This is a genomic window from uncultured Senegalimassilia sp., assembly GCF_934630535.1.
Lineage (GTDB): Bacteria > Actinomycetota > Coriobacteriia > Coriobacteriales > Eggerthellaceae > Senegalimassilia.
The window spans coordinates 243,249-262,024 of sequence record NZ_CAKTVU010000001.1; the positions used below are offsets into that span (position 1 = coordinate 243,249).

Consider the following 18,776-nt stretch of genomic DNA (forward strand, 5'->3'; position numbering starts at 1 on the left):
GGGCGGCCGGCCTTCTTGCGCGTATGGACGAGGCGGTGCGGGTGGAGCTGCGGAGATGGGGGGGACGACGCCGATATCGCGGACGATCGCCGCGTCGGGCGCGGTTAGCCCTTGCACTCGGGTTGCGGGACTTCGTTGATGTGCGTGGTGGAGATGCGGGCATCGGCTCGATTGGGCGGCGAAACTTCGGGTAAGTCCCATGTATGGGACTGAAGGCGCTAAGGGGGTGCGCTAGAATGTCGGGCATGGATACTTCTATTGCATATGATGTGGTGCTGCTGCCGGATACCGACCGAGCGGTGGCGTATAGGAAAAGGGCCGCTGATGGCGGTTGCTCGCTCATGGGTGTGACGGTTGCCGCATTCGGCGCTTGGGTGCGCGATCTGTGGGAGCTGTACGGCGATGGCCGAGCGTTCGTCTCGCGTCTTGAGCGCGAGGCGCTGTTGCGTGCTGCGTGCGAGCAGGCTGTCGGCGGTGCGAGTGTGTCGGCCGGAGCCGGCGATGCGGGGGCGATCGGCCTTGATCGCGTGGCGGCGGCTTGCGTCGCCGCCGGCGTCGGGCTGCCCGGGTTCGATGCGGCGGTGCGGGATGCGCGGCAGGGCGTGCCGGCGGGCGTCGGCGCGCTTGAAGATGTGACCTGTGCGGAGTTGCCGGTGCTACGGCTGGTCGGGGGATACCTCGAGCAGCTCGAGCAGCTGGGGCTGGTGGAGCCGGGGCGGGCGCTGGCGCTGCTCCCTGAGCTTCTGCCACAGCGCCCGTTGCGCGTGCTGCTGGAGGATGCAGCTCCGCTCACCCCTGGTCAGCAGGCGTTTTTCTCCGCTTGCCCGTGGATGGACGTGGAGGTCCGCGCCGCTTTGGGCGGTCAGGGCCCCGTTCGCGCGCCTAAGGGCGTACAGGTTCGCTTCGCGTTCCCCTCGGGGCAGTATGCGTGGCCTGCGCTGTTGGCCGATATCGTGCGCGATGCCTTTGGCGAGAGTGCGGGCTCGGCGGCGTCGGCAGGCGGCGATGACGGCGGTTCCGACGATGCTGCCGGTGCCGCGGCAGGCCGGTCGGCCGGCACGCAGGCCGCTGCCGTGGTGGTTGCGGCGAAGGACCCGGCGGCGCTGTTCGGGCGCGTGGCGCCGGCACTCGTTCGCCAGGGTCGTGTGGTGGCGCTGCGCGGGCAGCGTCGCTTCGTGGACACCGCGTTCGGCAGGGCCATCTGCTCGCTTCGCCGTTTCCTTGACGAGGGGCGGGCGGGCGGCGTCTCCCATATCCAGGGGTATGGGGATATCGCCGCGACCGACGTGGAGCGTTGGGATCGCGCTGACCTAGCCGATTGGGCGCTGTCGCCGTTCTCCGGGATGACGAAAAAGGCGGCGTTCAAGCTTGATGCCGATATGCGCGCCGACCGCACGGCGCGGCGGTCCGACCTGTGCGCCCGTTTGCGCGGCGATAACCCGATGTTCGCGGCGATGGAGCGGCTTGCCCTGCAGCTTGATGCACGGGCCGCGGGTGAGCTTGAGGCAGCCGTGCGGCGCATGACGAACCGTTCGGGGGCGTGGCGCGCCGAGCAGCTTGCCGCGTTGCGGGCGTTGCAGCGTGCCGCCGATGCCGCCACGTTGGCGGGGTTGGGGGCGGATGCGGCGTTTGACCAGGTGCAACGTTTGAAGGTCGGCGTTTCGCGCATCGTGGCGCCGCGCGGTTGCGACGGCGCGGCCCTTGGGGCGCCCGATGTGCTGATTACCGATCAGAGCACGGCGGCGTCTTTGGGAAGCGGCTCGTGCAAGGTGCTCGTGGCGGCCGATTTGACGAGCGCCGCCTATCCGGCGGCCGATCCCGAGGATGCTTCCCGGGTGCTGCTCGAGCATCTTGGCGTGAAGCGCGCCGATTCGGCGCTTGGTCGCATGCGTCGCGCGTTCTTCGCGCTGGAGCATGTTGCAACGGACCAGCTGATACTCGAACGTTGCCTCAACGATTCGTCCGCCGACCCCACGTACCCTTGCGTGGTGTTGGAGGAGTTCGTGGATTGCTATCGAGCCGACCCCACGGCCACCAAGGACATCAAGAACCCGTATTCGCTTCCCGAGCATTTGCAAGACGGGATGCTGCTGCGCGGCGAGGACGCCTTGTGCGCCAACGATGCGCTTACGACCGAGCCGACGCCCGTGGCGGCATGCATCGAGCCTCCGCTCACGGGCGCGGTGTCGGCCGAGGCGCGCTCGCTTGTGGTGCTTCCGCGCGTGCTGCAGGGAGGGCAGGTGCTTGACGAACCGTGCCTTTCGCCCTCCCAGATCGAAAGCTATCTGGAGTGCCCGTACAAGTGGTTCGCCCAGCGACGTTTGCGCCTGGACGACCTGGACGAGGGGTTCGGGCCGCTTGAAATGGGCGACTTTGCGCACAACGCGCTGCACAGCTTCTATAAGCATCTGTCCGAGGACTTGGGTGAGGCGAAGGTGACGCCGCAGCTGCTCCCGCAGGCGCGAAAGCTCATGGCCGACGTGCTTGCGCGTCATAAGGCGTTGCAGCCGCATCTGCGCCAGTCGGAGAACCGCCTGATCCCCACGTCGCAGGTGGAGCATCGCGAGCTCGCCGAGCTTGAACGCAAGCTGATGGACTACCTGGACTTCGAGGCAGAGCTTCTGCCCACCTTCGCCCCGAAGTATTTGGAGTATGACGTCGCCTGCGGCGGCGCGGTGGATTACGCGGGCTACAAGCTGCTGGGCACGGCCGACCGCATCGATGTGGACGGCGAAGGGCGGTGCGCCATCATCGACTACAAGGGGTCGATCTCCGGGTCGTACGCGCTGGGAGTGCGCGAAGAGGGGCATTTGGGCAAGGTGCAGGCGCTCATCTATGCGCAGGTGGTTCGCCGTACGTTGGGCTTGGAGCCGGTGGGCGCGCTATATGTGTGCTATGGACGGCGCAAGATGATCTCGGGCGCTTACGACGGGCGCGTGATAGAGAACGCTCACTTGCCGAACATGCGCCACAAAGATTGCATGTGCGCCGATAGGCCGTTTTCCGATGTGCTCGACGAAACGGAGGAGGCGGTGGCCGCGGCGCTCGAGCGCATGCTGGCCGGCGACATCCGCCCGCGTCCTGAAACGCCCGAGGCATGCAAGTGGTGCCCGGTCTCATCGTGTTCCGAAAGGAGGGGATAGCCATGGCGTTGACCATCGGCCAGGAAAAATGCGTCAACACGCTGGATGCGCCGTTGGCGGTGAGCGCCGGCGCGGGCAGCGGCAAGACGTTCACGCTGACGCGCCGCATCGTGCACGCGCTGGAAAGCGGGTATTTGAGCGATATCGACCAGGTATTGGCCATCACTTTCACGTCGAAGGCCGCGGGCGAGATCAAATCGCGTGTGAAGGGCGCGCTGCGCGCCGGCGGCATGACCGAGCAGGCGCTGAAAACCGACGAGGCATGGATATCCACCATCCACGGCATGTGCTCGCGCATCCTTCGCGCGCATGCGCTTGAGCTGGGACTGGACCCCGCGTTCAAGGTTGCCGACGAGGCAACGGTGAAAACGCTTCTGGACGCGTCGCTTGAGGAGGTGCTCGGTGGCCGGGACGACCTGGTCACGGTTGCCGAGGGCGTTTCCCCGCAGCGCCTTGATGCGCTGTTCGCGTCGTTCGACGTGCATCCGGCGGGCCCGCGCACGGCATCGGTGGAGGGGATGGTGCGTCAGCTGGTCGAAGCGGCCTCGGCGCATCCCGACGGCATGGCGTCGGTGGCGGCGCCTCCCGAGGCTCCGGGGCCGATCAAGCTGCTGGCGCAGCTGGTGGATACGGCCGAAACCGCATATGCGCTGGCCGACGCCGTCAAGCCCGGCTCCACGCGCGACAAGTTCCTGGCGGCCACGCAGGATGCGCTCGAGGGCGCGCGCGAGCTGATCGGACGCGGCTCCGACGGGCTGACGTACCGGCGGGTGCTTTCGGTCATGAACGGCTTCCCCGTTCCCGGCCGCAACTTCGGCAAGAACACGCCATATGGCGAACAGGCCGCTGAGCTGGCGGAACAGTATTGCGCCATCGCCGCGCAGGCGCGTTGCGGGCTGGTGCAGGAGCAGCTGGTAACCCTGATCGATGTGGCGAAGTCGGTTGCGGACGCGTTCGCGCGCCGCAAGCGCGAGGCGGGGCTGCTGGACAACAACGACCTGCTGTCGTTCGCATCCCGCGCGTTTCGCGACCATCCGGCCATTCAGGCGGCGTACGCCGATCGCTTCAAGTTGGTGATGGTCGACGAGTTCCAGGATACCGACCAGCTGCAGGTGGATATGATCAAGCGCATGGCCGGGGAGGGCTTTTCGCGCATGTGCACCGTCGGTGATGCTCAGCAAAGCATCTACCGGTTCCGCGGCGCGGATGTTTCGGTGTACCGCCGCCATCTGGAGGATGTGCGCCGTCGCAACCCCGAGGGCATCATCGAGCTGCCCGACAACTTCCGCAGCCACGGGGACGTGCTGGCGTTGTGCGACCGGATCTTCGAGCAGCCGCAGGTGTTCGGCGCGGGGTTCATGTCGCTGGCACCGGGACGCGATGAATCCGAGGTGGAGCACCCGTTTCTGCCGGATGGGCCTCGCGTGCAGGTGCAGGTGACCGTGGCCCCGTCGCGCGGCGTGGCGTCCTCGGATGCGGCGGCGATAGCGGCCAGGCGCGTGGCGAAGGCGTTCTCCGAGTTCGCGGCGGCCGGGCACAGGCCGGGCGACATGGTGGTGCTGCTCGGCGGCATGGGCCGTGCGAACGTGTACGCCGAGGCGTTGCGGGCCGAGGGGCTGCCGTGCGTGGTAGCCGGCGGCTCCATCTTCAACCGTGCTCCCGAAGTGGCGCTCATGGTGCGCCTGGCGCAGGCCGTCGCGAACCCAAAATGGACCTCGGCGCTGTTCGAGGTGCTCTCGAGCGAGCTGTTCGCCCTGTCCGCCGATGATTTGCTGGAGCTGTCCACGGGCATGGACGAGGAGCGCGGCATTCCCCGCAGACGGGCCTTCGACCAGGGCTTTCGCCATATCGAGCGCAAGGTTGCGGCGGGGCGCGCGGTCTCGCCGGCGCTTGCGGCGTGCGCAAGCCTGATGCGCCGCGCCTCCGAGCAGGTGGGAAACGCGGCGCTTGCCGACATCATGCAGGGCATCGTGGCCGACTCCGGGTGGCTTGCGCGCCTTGAGGCCGCCGGGCCCGAGGGGCTTGCGCGCCTTGAGGCCGCCGGGCCCGAGGGGCTGGCGCGTGCGGGGAACGTGTACAAGGCCATCCGCATGGCGCGCGATATCGAGGCTGCCGACGGCGTGGGGCCTGCGGGCGTGGCCGAGGAGCTGGCGCTGCGCGTGGAGCTTGCCAAGGAGGCGCCGGGCGCGCTGTCGGCCGAAGGCGGCGATTTCGTCCGCATCATGACCGTCCATGCCAGCAAAGGCCTTGAGTTCCCCATCGTTGCGGTGGCCGAGCTGCGCGACGATGCGGCGCGGTCGCAGGCGCTGGAGTGCTGCTCGATCGAGGGGCGCACCTACGTGTCGCTCGATGGCGGGCACGTGCTCGAGCGCTTGAAGGAGAAGACCTCGTCGCTGGTGTCCAAGAGCGGGTCGTACCAGCCGTTTTGCGAGTTCGATGACGAAGAGCTTGCCGCCATGGTCTCGCGCAGCCAGCTTCCCGCCGACAGGCGCGCGGCCATCAAGCTGCACGAGGAGCGCGGCGAGGCGGCCGAGTCGCGGCGCCTGCTCTATGTTGCGCTCACGCGCGCGAAGGAGGCCCTTGTGGTGTCCATGCGCGGCAAGTCGTCGAAGGCCGACGCCACCGGCTTGTCGAAGAGCTGCTGGGGCGATGTGCAATCGGCGCTGGTGGGCGAGGGCTGCGTGTTCGAGCCGGGCGTGAGCATGTTCGACTTCGGCGGGCAGCGTCCGGCGCGCGTGGAATGCGTGCACCTGACGCCGGAGAGCGTTGAGAAGCTGCTGGGCCGGGCGAACGGTGCTGCGGACGGTTCGGCCGCCGGCGGCACGGCGGGCATGATCGCCGTTCCCGTGGTGGGGCCGTACGAGCCCGAGCGGGGCAGGCCCTATGCGGGCGCGCGGGCGAACATGTTCAGCTATTCCTCCATCGCCGAGGACGCTGCCGGGTTGGCCGACTTCTCCGTGGAAGATGCGGCCGACGATGCCGCCGGCGCTTCCCTGGGCGTGCGGGATGCCGATGCTGCTACGAGCTTGGGAACGGCGTTTCACCGCTTGGCGCAGCTTGCGGCGCTTGCTTGGCGGCCGGGTTGCGCCCTTGAGCGTCCGGATGCCGCGCGCCAGCAGGCGTTGGAGCGTTCGTGCGGGCTTTCCGCCGAGCAGCGCGATCGCTTGGATGGGGCGCTCGATCGTTGGTTCGCCAGCGATATAGCGGCGCGCGCCGGCGCGTGCGAAAGCGTGCGGGCCGAGGCGCCGTTCCTTGTCCGGGTGGGCGGCGCGTGCGATGCGGCTTACCTTGAGGGCGAGATCGACCTTCTGGGATGCGTCGCCGCCGCCGGCACGCGCGAGCAGCCGGCAGGAAGCGCGCTGGTGGTGGACTACAAGACCGGCGGTTCGCCCGCCGAGGATGCCGAGCAGCTGCACGAGAAGCACCTGCTGCAGGCAACGTGCTATGCGTATGCGGTGCTGATGGAAGGATATGCCCAGGTGGAGTGCGTGTTCGTGCGCGTCGAGCAGGACCGCGCCGATGCGCCGGGGCAGCCGCAGACGGTGTCGTATCGTTTTGATGCGGCCGACGCCGACGAGATGGGCCGCGCCCTTGCGCAGGCGTATCATGGGCACGGTCAGCTTTAGGATTTGAAGGGACGTTTGCGTGAACATCCAGATTTTCGGCACGAAGAAAAGCTTCGATACGAAGAAGGCCCAGCGCTACTTCAAGGAGCGCCGCATCAGCTTCCAGCTCATCGACCTGAAGGAAAAGGGCATGAGCAAAGGTGAGCTGCAGTCGGTGACCAACGCCGTCGGCGGTCTTGACAAGCTGATCAACCCCGATGCCAAGGACGCCGATACCGTGGCTTTGCTGCAGTATCTGGCGGCTGATCAGAAGTTCGAGAAGGTGCTCGACAACCAGCAGGTGCTGTGCGAGCCGGTCGTCCGCAACGGCAAGAAGGCCACGGTCGGCTATCAGCCCGATGTGTGGAAGGGCTGGGAGTAGGGCTTTCGGCGCACGTGCTAGTTGTTGCCGGGGATTTATCGGTCGTCGGTATGAAAAAGGGGACCCGGTTGCCATCGTCGGCAGCCGGGTCCCCTTTGCTGTGTGCGCGGGTTCGTTTGGGCTTGCGGTTAGCGCCTTGCGTGCTTTCCGCGCGAGGCTTTGCCGTAGCTGGCGAACGCTATGGCGTGGTAGATGGCCACCAGGGCCGCGCCGAGCAGGATGCCGCCGAGGATGTCGGTGGCCCAGTGAACGCCGGCCATGGCGCGTGCGGCAACGATGCCCACCATGGCAGCCGCGCAGATGATCAGGGCCGCGGTGCGCAAACCCCCTTGGCGGATGCGATGCACGGCCTGGATCATGGCCGTACCGCACATGGTGACGGCAAGCAGCGTGTGCGACGAGGGGAACGACGGCTCGCAAACGCCGTCTTCCAGGATGGGGCGGTTGTTGGGCGAGATGCAGTTGAACAGCACGTATAGCACCAGCATGGCGCCGTAGGTTCCCAGCAGCAGCCAAAGGTCGCGGTCGACCCCGCCGCGGCTTCGGAAGCGGATCAGCTGTTTGCAGCCGACTATGGCGAGCATGAGCGCGCCGGCGGCCGGCACGATGAGCAACGCGTTGGACAGCTTCTCCATAAGGTCGCTCTGTCCGAGGATGGCGCGCGCGTCTAGGTTGAAGGTGGCAAGGCCCACCAAGCTGCCATCGCCGGCGATAGGCTGGCGGTCTACGAACACGAGCGAAACCGTGAGCGCGGCGAACAGCGCAAGGAACACGCCTGCGGCTATGGCGGAGGCGTGCGCGGCGGTGCGGTTGTGCATGAAAACTCCCATCTGGCCTTCGAATGTAAAGAGAAGGTAAGGAGATGGTAAAGCCCAACGCATCCCGCACGGGGCCGACCGCGCGATTTCGAGGAATTCTGCAGAAAGCGAAATGGACGGGAGAAGTTCTGGGCGGGCGTGCCCGTTTAGCCGAGGGTGCAGGCGAACAGGCAGGCGGGGTTGCCTTGGGCGGCGTTTTGCTTGAAGCGTTGCACCAGCTCAAGGCGCGATTGCGTGGACGTCGCCAGCGGTTGGGGAAGGGCGTCCGGGGCAAACCAGCCCACTTCCAGGCTCTCGTCGTCGGCCACGCGGGGCTGCGCGTTGCCGCCTTCGCGGGGTCGGCAGAGAAACAGCAGGTCCATGTACTGGCATTGATCGCCGTTGGCGTAGGTGACCATGTACGGCGATGACTTCACGCTGACCAGGCTTACGGGCTCGATGTCGACGCCTGTTTCCTCAAGGGCCTCCCGCACGCAGGTGTCGGCCGGCTCCTCGGCGGGCTCCACGATGCCGTAGACGAGCGCCCACTGCCCGGTGTCGGCGCGCTTGCCCAGCAGGATGCGGCCCTGGGCGTCCTCCACATAGGCGGTGATGCCGGTGAGCCACAGCGGGTCGTTGCCGATCTTCGCGCGCAGGTTGGTGATGAATTCAGGCGTTGACATGGGGCGTTCCTTCCAGATGCTGCGCTGCCCGCCGGTTGGGCGGGCAGTCGGGATAAGGTGGGTTGGCGGAGCGCCGCGAACGGGCTCCGATATGGTGCTGCGGGCAGCGGTTACACGAACTTCACGGCGGTGCCGTATGCCAGCATCTCGATGGTGCCGGGGTTGATGGAGCCGCTGGAGAAGCGCATGGCCACCACGGCGTCCGCGCCGATGCGCTCGGCCTCGGCGATCATGCGGCTCTCCGCCACGGTGCGGGCCTGGTCGGTCATCTCGGTGTACGACTTGATCTCGCCGCCTACCAGCTCTTTCATGCCGGCCATCATGTCGCGGCCGATATGGCGCGAGGTGACGATGTTGCCGCGTACCAACCCGAGGACTTGGACGTTTTGACCGGGTACCACGTCTGCAGAGGTGACGATCATGGGAGGCTCCTTTGCGTTTGGGGCGGATGCGGCGGTGCGGTGAAGCGCGTTGCCGCGTTGTTGCTGATATTGTAGCGCAGCCCTGTGGTCGTCCTGTGGCCCTGCGCGTTCATCGGCGGGTCGGGTTCGGTTGTGCCGCGGTTTGCGGCGTTCGCCGCTTGCGCGTGCGTTTGGCCAGATAGGGGGCTTGTCGGGGCATGGCGGCGAGCGTATCTTGAACCCGAATGAAAAGTTGCGGTTTGCAGGGAATCGGCCGCGGTTTGCGCCAAGGCAAGGAGGGAACCTATGGCGAAGGGAAGCGTCATCGCATGCAAGATATGCGTTGCGGCGTTTGCGTGCGCGCTGGCGGCCTCTGCCGTGTGCGGCTGCGCTTCGGGCGGCGATAGCCCGCAGGCGCCCGAAGCGCAGGAGCAGGAGCGGTTCGAGAACGTGGCCGACGTGCCGCGCGACGGTTCTGCCGACCAGGAGCTGGCGCAGCCTTCCGAAGGGGAGGCCGCGCAGCAGAAGCAGGCGCAAACGGTCGAGGAGCTGCGTGCGAAGCTTTCCATCGCCGATTTGTCGCAGGAGCAGTTCGTGCATGGGCAAAAGCCTGCCGAATGCCAGAAGTACATCGTGCTCCATGACACCGAGGGCGACAACGATGCCGCATCGGTGGTGAGCTACTGGGCGGGCAACGGCAACCTGGTGGCCGCCCACTTCATCGTGAACAAGGACGGCTCCGTGGCGCAATGTGCGCCGCTCGACGCCATCGTGCATCATGCGGGATACGGCGATACGGGGCATAACGCGCAGTTCGGCGTTGAGAACGAGTCGCGCGACGACAAGCTGGGCACCGTTCCCATCGGCTCGGCCATGGCAGATTACGGCATGAACTCGTACTCGGTGGGCATCGAGATGGTGCACGTGGGCGGTTCCGGCGATTATCCGCAGGCCCAGCTTCAGGCGCTCGATGACCTGATCGCCTGCATCGACGCCTATTACGGGTTCGAAAGCGCTATCATCGACCACAAGGCCTGGCGAACGGGGAATTCGGATACGTCCGAGGAATTCGCCGGCTATCTGAGGAACTATCAGGAAGCACGCACGCACGACGGTACGGCGCGCTAGCTTTCGGCGACGACGCCAAGCGGCGCTTAACTGGAAGGGAAGGGATCTGACATGTTCTGCCCCCATTGCGGAGCCTCGGTCAAAGACGGTGACGCGTTCTGCTCATCGTGCGGCAAGGCTCTAAGCTCGGCGACCAGCGGCAACGCGTCCGCTTCGGGCGCTGCTGCAACCGGTAACGCTTCTTCGAAGAAATCCATCGGCGATATCCCGACCATTTGGGTGGTTGCGGCGATTGTCGCAATAGCTGTGGCGCTGTATTTCCTGTGGCCCGGCGGCGATGACGCCTCAGATGCCGATTCGAGCACCGATCAGACGCCGACGACGACGGTGCAGCAGCCCGCGGCGTCAAGCCAGTCCGCAACCACGTCCTCGGAGCCGAAAAGCCCGCTAACCATGTTCGTGTCGCAGGTGGACAATTCCGCGTATCCGCAGGTCACCCTGTATACGAAGATAGCCGATCAGGCGGGTTCCACGCCTGGCGGCCTTGACGCGTCGCAGTTCACCGTCACGGAAACCGATTCGTCCGGTTCGCAGTATGAGGCGATGGTGGAGCAGGTGGTCCCGCTTGCCGTGGGCGATGCCATGAACATTAACCTGGTGGTCGACCAGAGCGGTTCCATGAGGTCGCGCAGCAAGATGGACAGCGCCAAGATGGCGGCAAGCTCGTTCGTCGACGAGATGGTGAAAACCCAAGGCAACGTGGCAGAGATCACCTCGTTCAACGATTACGTGTACAACCGCCAGCCGTTCACCTCGAGCGCGGCGCTGCTCAACAGCGCCATCGACGCGGTTTCGCCCACCGGCGAGACGGCGCTTTACGACGCGCTGTACTGGGCGCTGCAGCGCACGAACCTGAAGTCGGGCTCGCGCGTGGTCATCGCGTTCACCGATGGCGAGGAGAACAGCAGCCACTACAGCCTGAACGACGTCATCACGCTGTCCCAGCAAACGGGCATCCCCGTTTACATCGTGGGCGTGGGCGGCGATGTGAATCGCAGCTCGCTGCAGTCGCTGGCGTCAAGCTGCAACGGCACGTACTACGATGCGGCGTCGGACGACTTGGCGCAGGCGCTTCGCCAGATCTACCAGTCTATCTACGACGATCAGCGCTCCATGTGCCGCGTGGTGTTCACCTCCACGTGCCCCGGCAGCACGTCCGCCACGCGCACCGTGTTGCTGAGCTGCGCGGATTCGGGCCCGTTCGCAGGGCAGATCTCGCATACGTACGTGCCCGTGACCAGCATCTCCTCCTATGACACCAGCGTGAGCTCGCAGGATTACGTGCTGCCCGGCAGCGCTTCGAAGTACTACTCGCGCTCCGAGTTGGAGAAGATGTCGCTGTGGGAGCTCTACCTTGCGCGCAACGAGATATTCGCGCGCCACGGCCGTGGCTTCAAGAACCAGGACCTGACCGATTACTTCGCCACGAAGCGCTGGTACACGCAGACGTACACGCCCGAGGAGTTCGATGCCATATCCTCCTCGCAGCTCAACGACTACGAGCTGAAGAACGTGCAGACCATGTACGAGATCGAGCAGAGCCGCAATTCCCCGTATCTGGAGACGGCGAAGTAGGCTGGTGCAATCGCCTGAAACCAGGAAGGCCCGCGGTTCGTGCCGCGGGCCTTCTTGCTGTTCGGGTTGTTGTTTGGAACGTGCCAGGCCTTACGAGTTCACCCAGGCGCGGATGCGGTAGCGCACGCCCAGCTCGTCGCAGATGCGTTGGCAAGCGGCTTCATCCTCGTGGCTGATGGTGGTTTCAACGGTGGTCATCACGACGTTGGGCACGTATTTGCGCACTTCACGGGCGAAGTCGAGCATGCCCGGGAACGCCGCGTCGCCGAAGCGGCTGCGCACGATGGCGGCGTACTCGTCGGCGTTGGGGGTGTTCAGGCTGATGGAGACCGTGTCCACGATGCCCTCGAACTCCGGCGCGATATCGCGGCCGCAGATCAGGCTGCCCTGGCCGTTGGTGTTCACGCGCACGGGCAGGTTGTAGCGGCGCTTCACCTCGGCGGCCACGCGCTTGAGCGTGTCGAAGGCGCAGGTGGGCTCGCCGTAGCCGCAGAAGACCACCTCTTCGTAGCGGCTCATGTCCTGTTCGTCGAACGCGGCCATGACTTCCTCGAAGGAGGGCTCATGGTCGAGCCACAGGTTGTTCTCGCCGCCTTCGCCGTCCTGGCCCACACCGTCGGCGGTTTGGCGGATGCAGAAGGTGCAGGCGCAGCTGCAGCGGTTCGTCAGGTTGACGTAGAGCCCGTTGTGCACGGGATATACGATGGTCTCGGCTTTCGTTTTCGCCATGATGAGCTTCTTTCGCTTGAGGTGGGGGGCGAAGGGTGCGGCTCGCCTTCCCGCTTACGTTCAGGGTACGCCTTGTGGTGCGTTTGCTGCAAGGCTTGCGCCTGCGGCCGGTGCGCGGTGCGCGATGCTAGCGCAGGTTGCGCAGCTCCTCCTCGATAGGCAGGCCGTCGGTGCGCGGCAGGTCCATCTCGATGGCGCGCTCGACGCAGGTGCATACGAAATGCGACGCTTTCTCCACCGACTGGTCGAGCGCCACGCCGTTGACCGCGTCGGCGATGAGGATGGCGGAGAACACGTCGCCGGTGCCGGAGCGCTGCCCGCCTAGGCGCGCGGTCTGGATGGTGAAGGGTGCGCGGCCCTGCTCGTAGCATACGTTGGCCACGCGATCTTGGAACTCCACGCCGGTGACCACCACGCGCGCGGGGCCGGTCTGCGATAGCTGCTGGGCGATTTGCGCGGCGTCTTCACAGGTCATGTCCTTGCTGAAGGGCACGCCTGCCAGGATGCACGCTTCGGTGAGGTTCGGGGTGATGATGTCGGCCTTCGCCGTGAGCTCGGCCATGCGTTCGCACATCTCCGGCGTGTAGGTGCCGTAAGGGTGGCCCTCGTCGCCCATGACGGGATCGACCATCACGATGCAGTCGGGGCCGCCGAACTCGTCGATGAACTCGCTGACCACCGCGATCTGCTCCGCCGATCCCAGGAAGCCCGTGCAGATGCCGCGGAACTTCAGGCCGAGCTTGCGCCACTCGCGGATATGCTCGCGCATGTAGGGCGTGAAATCCTGGAAGCTGTAGCTGGGGAAACCCGTGTGGTTGGACAGCACCGAGGTGGGCAGCACGCAGCATTGCACGCCAAGCTGGGAGATGACGGGAAGCTGCACCGCCACCGAACATCGACCGAAGCCGGTGAAGTCGTTGATGAGCGCGATCTTCTTCTGGTTGTTGTGGTTGGGCAGGGCGGTGTCGGCAGGTTCGGTAGTGCTCACGGGGCGTCTTTCCTTGGGATGTTATGTAACGCGCACATTATAAGGGAGTCGCGGGCGGGGCTGTGGCTTGCAGCGCAGAATGCCCGCGGATTCCGTTTTCGCCGGCGCGAAGTTCTGGGCGGTTTGGAAGGCGGTAGTGGCGCGAATTGTGCACGAAGGGGTTGGGCTCTGGGCGGTTTTCGGGGCTTTTCGCGGTGATGAGGCCATGCGAACCGCCCAGAACTCCGGAACCATGGCGAAAACAGGGGCGTTATTCTGCAAAACCACCCAGAAGAGGGTGGGCGGCGGGGTGCGGCGATAGTGGTACTATATGGCGTTGCGCCTGCGCACGCGGGCGCGATGTTTCAGCTTGTTATGGGGCGGTTGCCCAGGGCGGCGGTCCTTTTGCGTTGGGAAAGGGAATGGATATGGCGGAAAACACACCCCAGGCGCCCGCATCGGCGTCGGGCAAGGAAGCGCCGGCTTCGCGCGAACACTTCGCGTCGCGGCTCGGCTTCATCCTGATCAGCGCCGGATGCGCGATCGGATTGGGCAACGTTTGGCGCTTCCCCTACATCACCGGCGAGTACGGCGGAGCGGCGTTCGTGCTGCTGTACCTGGTGTTTCTGGTGATCTTGGGCATGCCCGTCATGGTCATGGAGTTCGCCGTGGGCCGCGCCTCGCAGCGCTCGGCCGCGCAAGCCTTCGATAAGCTGCAGCCGAGCGGGAAGTGGCATTGGTTCTCGTGGTGGGGCTATATCGGCTGCATGATCTTGATGATGTTCTATACCACCGTGTGCGGATGGATGCTGTCGTACGTGCCGCAGATGGCGTCGGGCATGTTCAACGGCGCCGATGCGGCGTTTGCCGGGGCGGCCTTCAACGGCATGCTGGAGAACCCCGCATGGCTGATCGGGTGGATGGTCGTGGCGGTCGTCATCGGTTTTTTGGTGTGCAGCTTGGGCCTGCAAAAGGGCGTCGAGCGCGTCACGAAGGTCATGATGGCCACGCTGTTCGTGGTGATGATCGCGCTGTGCATCCGCGCCGTCACGTTGCCCGGCGCCGCCGAGGGCATCGCGTTTTACCTGGTGCCCGACTTCGGGCGCCTGTTCGCCGACGGATGGTCGACGTTCGGCGACGCGGTGTACGCGGCCATGGGCCAGGCGTTCTTCAGCCTGTCGCTCGGCATCGCGGCCATGGAGATCTTCGGCTCGCGTATCGGACGGCAGCGCAGCCTTACCGGCGAGGCCGTCTCCGTCACCGCGCTGAACACCGTGGTTGCCATCCTGGCGGGCCTGATCATCTTCCCGGCATGTTTCGCCTATGGTGTTTCCCCTGATCAGGGCCCGTCGCTGGTGTTCGTGACGCTGCCGGTGGTGTTCGGGCAGATGCCGCTGGGCAACGTGTGGGGCTGCCTGTTCTTCGTGTTCATGGCGTTCGCGTCGCTGTCCACCGTCATCGCCGTGTTCGAGAACCTGATCAGCTGGTCCATGGACAAGTGGGGAATGATGCGCAGCCGCGCCGTCATCTTCAACGCCGTGCTGGTGCTGGTACTGTCCCTTCCGTGCGCGCTGGGCTTCAACGTGCTGTCGGGTGTCACCATCCCGGCCATCGGCGACATCCAGTCCATCGAGGACTTCATCGTGTCGAACAATATGCTGCCGCTGGGCAGCCTGGCGTTCGTGCTGTTCTGCACCACGCGTCGCGGCTGGGGATGGGAGAGCTTCCTGGCAGAGGCCGATCAGGGCGAGGGCGTGAAGTTCCCGCGCTGGACGCGCCTGTGGTTGAAGTACGGCATTCCGGCGCTGATCGTGGTGATCTTCGTGCTGGGGTATGCGCCGAAGATGGCCATCTGGCTGGGGCTTGCCTAGGGTTGCGCTTGTTCGGGTTGACTGCAAGAATCGGTTGATTATGACGAAGGGGCTCGACGCGTTGGATCGCGTCGAGCCCCTTTTGCATGGTGCGCAGGTTATGCTGTGGGCGCCTGCGGCGGATTGCCGGAGCCGTTTTGCGGAGCGTCGGGCTGCCGGGGAGCAGCTGCAGACGCCGGCGCTGCCGGCGCGGGTGCAGGCGCCGCTGCAGCCGAGACGGGGTTGCCCGCCTGCGGCGTCGGCGCGCCCTCGTTGCGGTTCGTCAATCCCAGGAACGCGTTCTGGATGAGGTAGCCTAGGGCGAACATGAAGCAGGCGGCCGCCAGCGGCTTGCCGATGTAGGGCAGCGCGCACGCCGCGCCCAGGATGGCGCCCATGGCAAGCGCCGCGGGGAAGCGCCCCAGGTTCTTGAATACCAGCTTGCCCAGCGCTGCGGCGGTGAAGCCGCCCGAGACGATGGTGAGCGCGATCAGGGAGAACGTTGCGGCGCCGGCGATGGGCAGCGTGATAACCAGGCAGCATAGGATGATCACCGCCACGGGTGCTGCGATGGCGCCGATGATCCCGGAGGCGACCAGGTAGCCGGTGCGGGTTTTCGCCAGCTTGGCGGCGTTTGCGGTGTGCTTGCGTGCCAGCCACTCGGCTGCCGCCGCGGTCACCAGGCACGCAAGGGCGCCGTAGACCACTCCCAGCAGGGTGCCGGCAGCGTTGAATGCGGGCTCGGCCTTATCGTCTTCCGTGTTGATGGAAAGCTCCAGGGCGCCGTGCTGCGCGCCGGAGGCTATTTCGGGCTGATCGCCGGCGGAGCCGCGTAGGGCACCTTCGATGCGGGCGTTCGGGCCCAGTCGCACGGAGTCGGCGTTGACCACGACGTCGCCGTGGACGGTTCCGTCGATGACGGCGTGCTCGGCGCAGATGTAGAGCGCATCGCATTCGCCGGAGAAGCTCGCATCGCCGGCGGCGATGGCAACCGCCTGCGCCGTGGTGTCGCTCACCGTGGCGTCTTTTGCGGCAAGGGTGATGCTGTGCGCCACATCGGCGCCCCTGATGGCGATGTCCTCGGCTGCTGCGCGGATGCTGCCCGACACGCTGCATGAGCTTACGGCGATGGACTGGCCTGCGGCAAGGATGTCGTTAGGTGCGGCCGTCTTCGTGAACAGCTTGCTTTGGCCGAACCAGACGATGTCGTCTCCCAGCAGGCCGCTCGCATCGTCGGCGACCTGGTCGGCTGACCAGGCGTGGTCGTCGTTTGCGTGATGCGATTCGTCCGCTGCGAACGCCGGCATCGCCGGGGCGATGGCGAGCGTGCCCGCAGTTGCGACGGCTACGGCCGCGCATGCGAGTGCGCCCGGCATGTCCGCGCCGGTTTTCCGGGCATTGCGAGCCCATGCGGCAATGCTCGCGCCAACAAGCACGATAAGCGCGAGCGCCATGAGAAGCGTTATGGCGGTCATGATGTCCTCCTCCGTTTGCGTTTGCGCGACGCAACGGCGGCCCCGGCGTCGCGTGAAAGCCCCTTCGCGTAGCGGCTTTCCCCTTTCCGTCAGTATACTTCCTCGTGCGAGCGCGCATGTAAAGAGAGGGTAAGCCAGATGTGAAGCAAAGCTGCAGCATGCATTCTCGCGCATGTGGGCGTTTGGGGGTTGGTGCGGGGCGTGACGTATACTTGGCTTTCGAAGGTTTCTTTCTTTTCGCCGGAAGGGTTGGCATGAAGATCACGCTGCAGCAGATGCGCTATATGTTGAAGATCGCCGAGACGGGGTCGATGGTGGCGGCGTCGCGCGTGCTGTCGGTTTCGCAGCCCAGCCTGTCCGAGGCGGTGTCGGTCGTTGAGCGCGAACTGGGGTTTTCCCTGTTCACTCGCGGAAACACCGGCGCTACGCCTACGAAGGAGGGCATGGAGTTCCTTGGTCGGGCGCGGCAGGTGGTTCTGCAGATGGATAACCTTGAGCGCCGCTACGGCGGCAACCAGCCCGAGGGCATGCGCTTTGCGGTGTCCTCGCATCACTTCACGTTCGTGGAGCGTGCGTTTTTGGACGTTGCGCAGCAGGTGGGTTCGGGTAGATTCGATCTGGTGCTCAACGAGACGCAGACGCAGCAGATCATCGACGACGTGGCAAGATGCGACAGCGATTTGGGCGTTATGTACCTTTCGCGCGCAAACGAAGGGGCGGTGGGGCGCGTGCTCGACCGCAACAAGCTGGAGTTCTATGAGCTGTTCGAGGCGGTGCCGCACGTGTTTTTGCGCATCGGGCATCCGCTGGCGGGGCGGGAGAGCGTTTCGCTTGACGATTTGTACCCGTATCCGCAGTTGTCGTTCGTACAGGGGGCTTACGAGTCGTCGGCGTTCTCCGAGGAGCCGCTGTGGGCGCCCTCGGCGAAAACGGTGAAGGTCAGCGACCGCGGTTTCGCCACCAGCTTCATGCTGCACTCCGACGCCTATACCGTGACCAGCGGCGTGTATCCGGAGTTTCTGCAGCGCGGTGCCATCACGGCGGTGCCCATACGCTCGGGCGAGCGCATGCACATCGGGTACGTGATGCCGCGCGGCCTGTCGCTCGACGCGATAGGCGAGGCGTTCGTGATCGCAATGAAGCTGTATGCGAAGGTGGAGGGTTAGGCGTTCTACAGCTTCATGCTGGCGGGGACGATGCAGTCGTAGCGCACGGCCTTGCCGTCGATGGAGTAGCTGGGCTTGATGCCGGCCAGGTACGGGCCCTTCGCCGGGCGCTTGATGACCACCTTGCGCGGGCCGCAGGCTATGGCGGAGCGCAGCAACCCCTCCTCGTCAGTGCAGGGCGCCTCCAGGTGGTGCAGCAGCTGGAACTTCTTCTTGACCGCCGCGCTTTTCTGCCGGGCGGGGAACATCGGGTCGAGGTAGACCACGTCGGGCTTGGCCACGTCCATGGACGCGCGTGCGGTGAGCGCCTGTACGCTGTCTCCGCTGGTCAGGCGCATGCGCGCCACGATGGGCGAGAGCTGCGGGTCGGCAGCGGCACGCGCTAGGCCGTCGGCAAGCAGTGCGGCGATGACGGGATCGTGCTCGAAGAGCTGCACGTGGAAGCCGGCCGCCGCCAGCAGCAGCGCGTCCTCCCCGAACCCGGCGGTGGCGTCGATGGCGCGGGGCTGCTCGATGCCTTTGACGCGCGCGGCGCGGACGAGCAGCTCGTGGGAGAGCCTGCCGGGCTTGATGCGCGGCAGCATGCTCGCAAGATCGCAGCGCAGCTCCATGCCTTCGCCCACCAGCGCCAGGCCGCGCTCGTCGCGCACCAAGCTGACGGCGGGATCGTCGATGGTGGGAAGCATGTTGTCATCGAAGGTCATGGGGAAGCGTCCGATCGTCGGGTTCTAGGGGGATTTGGGGTCGCGGGCCTGGGTTGGGGCCGGACCTGCGGGTTCGCGCTACTCGGGTTTTCCGAAGCGCCGCGTGGTTGCCCGGTTGCGGCTTAGGTTCGGGTGTGAGGAGCGCTTGCGTCGCGCGGCACCGACCGTGAG

Annotated in this window: 14 protein-coding genes; 7 read left to right on the forward strand and 7 right to left on the reverse strand. The window is 65.8% G+C overall.

All coding sequences use genetic code 11. The features are described from left to right. Nucleotides 1-245: 245 nt before the first annotated feature. Genes Q0D52_RS01170 through Q0D52_RS01180 form a run of 3 tightly spaced genes read left to right on the forward strand, consistent with a single transcriptional unit; the run spans nt 246 to nt 7,130 of the window. Nucleotides 246-3,143: a PD-(D/E)XK nuclease family protein gene (locus Q0D52_RS01170; protein ID WP_294379607.1), complete on the forward strand. Its 2,898-nt coding sequence runs from the start codon at nt 246-248 to the stop codon at nt 3,141-3,143. Nucleotides 3,144-3,145: 2 nt separating this feature from the next. Continuing rightward, complete coding sequence (locus Q0D52_RS01175; protein WP_294379610.1) at nt 3,146-6,769, forward strand: exodeoxyribonuclease V subunit beta; 3,624 nt, start codon at nt 3,146-3,148, stop codon at nt 6,767-6,769. Nucleotides 6,770-6,788: 19 nt separating this feature from the next. Beyond that, the gene (locus Q0D52_RS01180) at nt 6,789-7,130 is read left to right on the forward strand and encodes an ArsC family transcriptional regulator (RefSeq protein WP_294379612.1); all 342 of its coding nucleotides are present in this window, start codon (nt 6,789-6,791) and stop codon (nt 7,128-7,130) included. Between the two features lie 128 nt (nt 7,131-7,258). On the opposite strand, the gene Q0D52_RS01185 is transcribed toward Q0D52_RS01180, so the two are convergent. The 3 genes from Q0D52_RS01185 to Q0D52_RS01195 all read right to left on the reverse strand — a co-directional run bounded on the left by Q0D52_RS01185 (nt 7,259) and on the right by Q0D52_RS01195 (nt 9,032). Continuing rightward, nucleotides 7,259-7,948: a phosphatase PAP2 family protein gene (locus Q0D52_RS01185; RefSeq protein WP_294379613.1), complete on the reverse strand. Its 690-nt coding sequence runs from the start codon at nt 7,946-7,948 to the stop codon at nt 7,259-7,261. Between the two features lie 146 nt (nt 7,949-8,094). Continuing rightward, complete coding sequence (locus Q0D52_RS01190) at nt 8,095-8,610, reverse strand: NUDIX domain-containing protein (protein WP_294379616.1); 516 nt, start codon at nt 8,608-8,610, stop codon at nt 8,095-8,097. A 110-nt stretch (nt 8,611-8,720) separates the two neighbouring features. Further along, complete coding sequence (locus tag Q0D52_RS01195; RefSeq protein WP_294360628.1) at nt 8,721-9,032, reverse strand: YbjQ family protein; 312 nt, start codon at nt 9,030-9,032, stop codon at nt 8,721-8,723. A 285-nt stretch (nt 9,033-9,317) separates the two neighbouring features. Here Q0D52_RS01195 and Q0D52_RS01200 point away from each other — a divergent pair, with 285 nt between their 5' ends. Further along, nucleotides 9,318-10,139: a peptidoglycan recognition family protein gene (locus tag Q0D52_RS01200; protein WP_294379618.1), complete on the forward strand. Its 822-nt coding sequence runs from the start codon at nt 9,318-9,320 to the stop codon at nt 10,137-10,139. 51 nt (nt 10,140-10,190) lie between these two features. Then, nucleotides 10,191-11,714, forward strand: coding sequence for a YARHG domain-containing protein (locus Q0D52_RS01205; protein WP_294379619.1), 1,524 nt, complete (start codon nt 10,191-10,193; stop codon nt 11,712-11,714). 90 nt (nt 11,715-11,804) lie between these two features. On the opposite strand, the gene Q0D52_RS01210 is transcribed toward Q0D52_RS01205, so the two are convergent. Further along, nucleotides 11,805-12,443 (reverse strand): TatD family nuclease-associated radical SAM protein, encoded by a 639-nt coding sequence (locus tag Q0D52_RS01210; protein ID WP_294379620.1) that lies wholly within the window; start codon nt 12,441-12,443, stop codon nt 11,805-11,807. Nucleotides 12,444-12,570: 127 nt separating this feature from the next. Then, nucleotides 12,571-13,431 carry a pyridoxamine kinase gene (locus Q0D52_RS01215; RefSeq protein WP_294379622.1) on the reverse strand — a complete coding sequence of 287 codons (861 nt, stop codon included), beginning with the start codon at nt 13,429-13,431 and terminating at the stop codon, nt 12,571-12,573. A 407-nt stretch (nt 13,432-13,838) separates the two neighbouring features. On the opposite strand from Q0D52_RS01215, the gene Q0D52_RS01220 reads away from it, so the two are divergent. Next, nucleotides 13,839-15,281 (forward strand): sodium-dependent transporter, encoded by a 1,443-nt coding sequence (locus Q0D52_RS01220; protein ID WP_294379624.1) that lies wholly within the window; start codon nt 13,839-13,841, stop codon nt 15,279-15,281. A 98-nt stretch (nt 15,282-15,379) separates the two neighbouring features. Here the strand turns inward: Q0D52_RS01220 and Q0D52_RS01225 are convergent, their stop codons facing one another. Beyond that, the gene (locus tag Q0D52_RS01225; RefSeq protein WP_294379626.1) at nt 15,380-16,735 is read right to left on the reverse strand and encodes a hypothetical protein; all 1,356 of its coding nucleotides are present in this window, start codon (nt 16,733-16,735) and stop codon (nt 15,380-15,382) included. 254 nt (nt 16,736-16,989) lie between these two features. On the opposite strand from Q0D52_RS01225, the gene Q0D52_RS01230 reads away from it, so the two are divergent. Continuing rightward, nucleotides 16,990-17,901, forward strand: a complete 912-nt coding sequence (locus Q0D52_RS01230; protein ID WP_294379628.1) for a LysR family transcriptional regulator — start codon at nt 16,990-16,992, stop codon at nt 17,899-17,901. A 5-nt stretch (nt 17,902-17,906) separates the two neighbouring features. On the opposite strand, the gene Q0D52_RS01235 is transcribed toward Q0D52_RS01230, so the two are convergent. After that, nucleotides 17,907-18,605 (reverse strand): class I SAM-dependent methyltransferase, encoded by a 699-nt coding sequence (locus tag Q0D52_RS01235; RefSeq protein WP_294379630.1) that lies wholly within the window; start codon nt 18,603-18,605, stop codon nt 17,907-17,909. Nucleotides 18,606-18,776: the final 171 nt, after the last annotated feature.

Coding starts and splice junctions, on each gene's coding strand:
- Q0D52_RS01170 (WP_294379607.1), top strand. CDS start 246: ATGGATACTTCTATTGCATATGATGTGGTGCTGCTGCCGGATACCGAC.
- Q0D52_RS01175 (WP_294379610.1), top strand. CDS start 3,146: ATGGCGTTGACCATCGGCCAGGAAAAATGCGTCAACACGCTGGATGCG.
- Q0D52_RS01185 (WP_294379613.1), bottom strand. CDS start 7,948: ATGCACAACCGCACCGCCGCGCACGCCTCCGCCATAGCCGCAGGCGTG.
- Q0D52_RS01190 (WP_294379616.1), bottom strand. CDS start 8,610: ATGTCAACGCCTGAATTCATCACCAACCTGCGCGCGAAGATCGGCAAC.
- Q0D52_RS01195 (WP_294360628.1), bottom strand. CDS start 9,032: ATGATCGTCACCTCTGCAGACGTGGTACCCGGTCAAAACGTCCAAGTC.
- Q0D52_RS01200 (WP_294379618.1), top strand. CDS start 9,318: ATGGCGAAGGGAAGCGTCATCGCATGCAAGATATGCGTTGCGGCGTTT.
- Q0D52_RS01205 (WP_294379619.1), top strand. CDS start 10,191: ATGTTCTGCCCCCATTGCGGAGCCTCGGTCAAAGACGGTGACGCGTTC.
- Q0D52_RS01210 (WP_294379620.1), bottom strand. CDS start 12,443: ATGGCGAAAACGAAAGCCGAGACCATCGTATATCCCGTGCACAACGGG.
- Q0D52_RS01220 (WP_294379624.1), top strand. CDS start 13,839: ATGGCGGAAAACACACCCCAGGCGCCCGCATCGGCGTCGGGCAAGGAA.
- Q0D52_RS01225 (WP_294379626.1), bottom strand. CDS start 16,735: ATGACCGCCATAACGCTTCTCATGGCGCTCGCGCTTATCGTGCTTGTT.
- Q0D52_RS01230 (WP_294379628.1), top strand. CDS start 16,990: ATGAAGATCACGCTGCAGCAGATGCGCTATATGTTGAAGATCGCCGAG.
- Q0D52_RS01235 (WP_294379630.1), bottom strand. CDS start 18,605: ATGACCTTCGATGACAACATGCTTCCCACCATCGACGATCCCGCCGTC.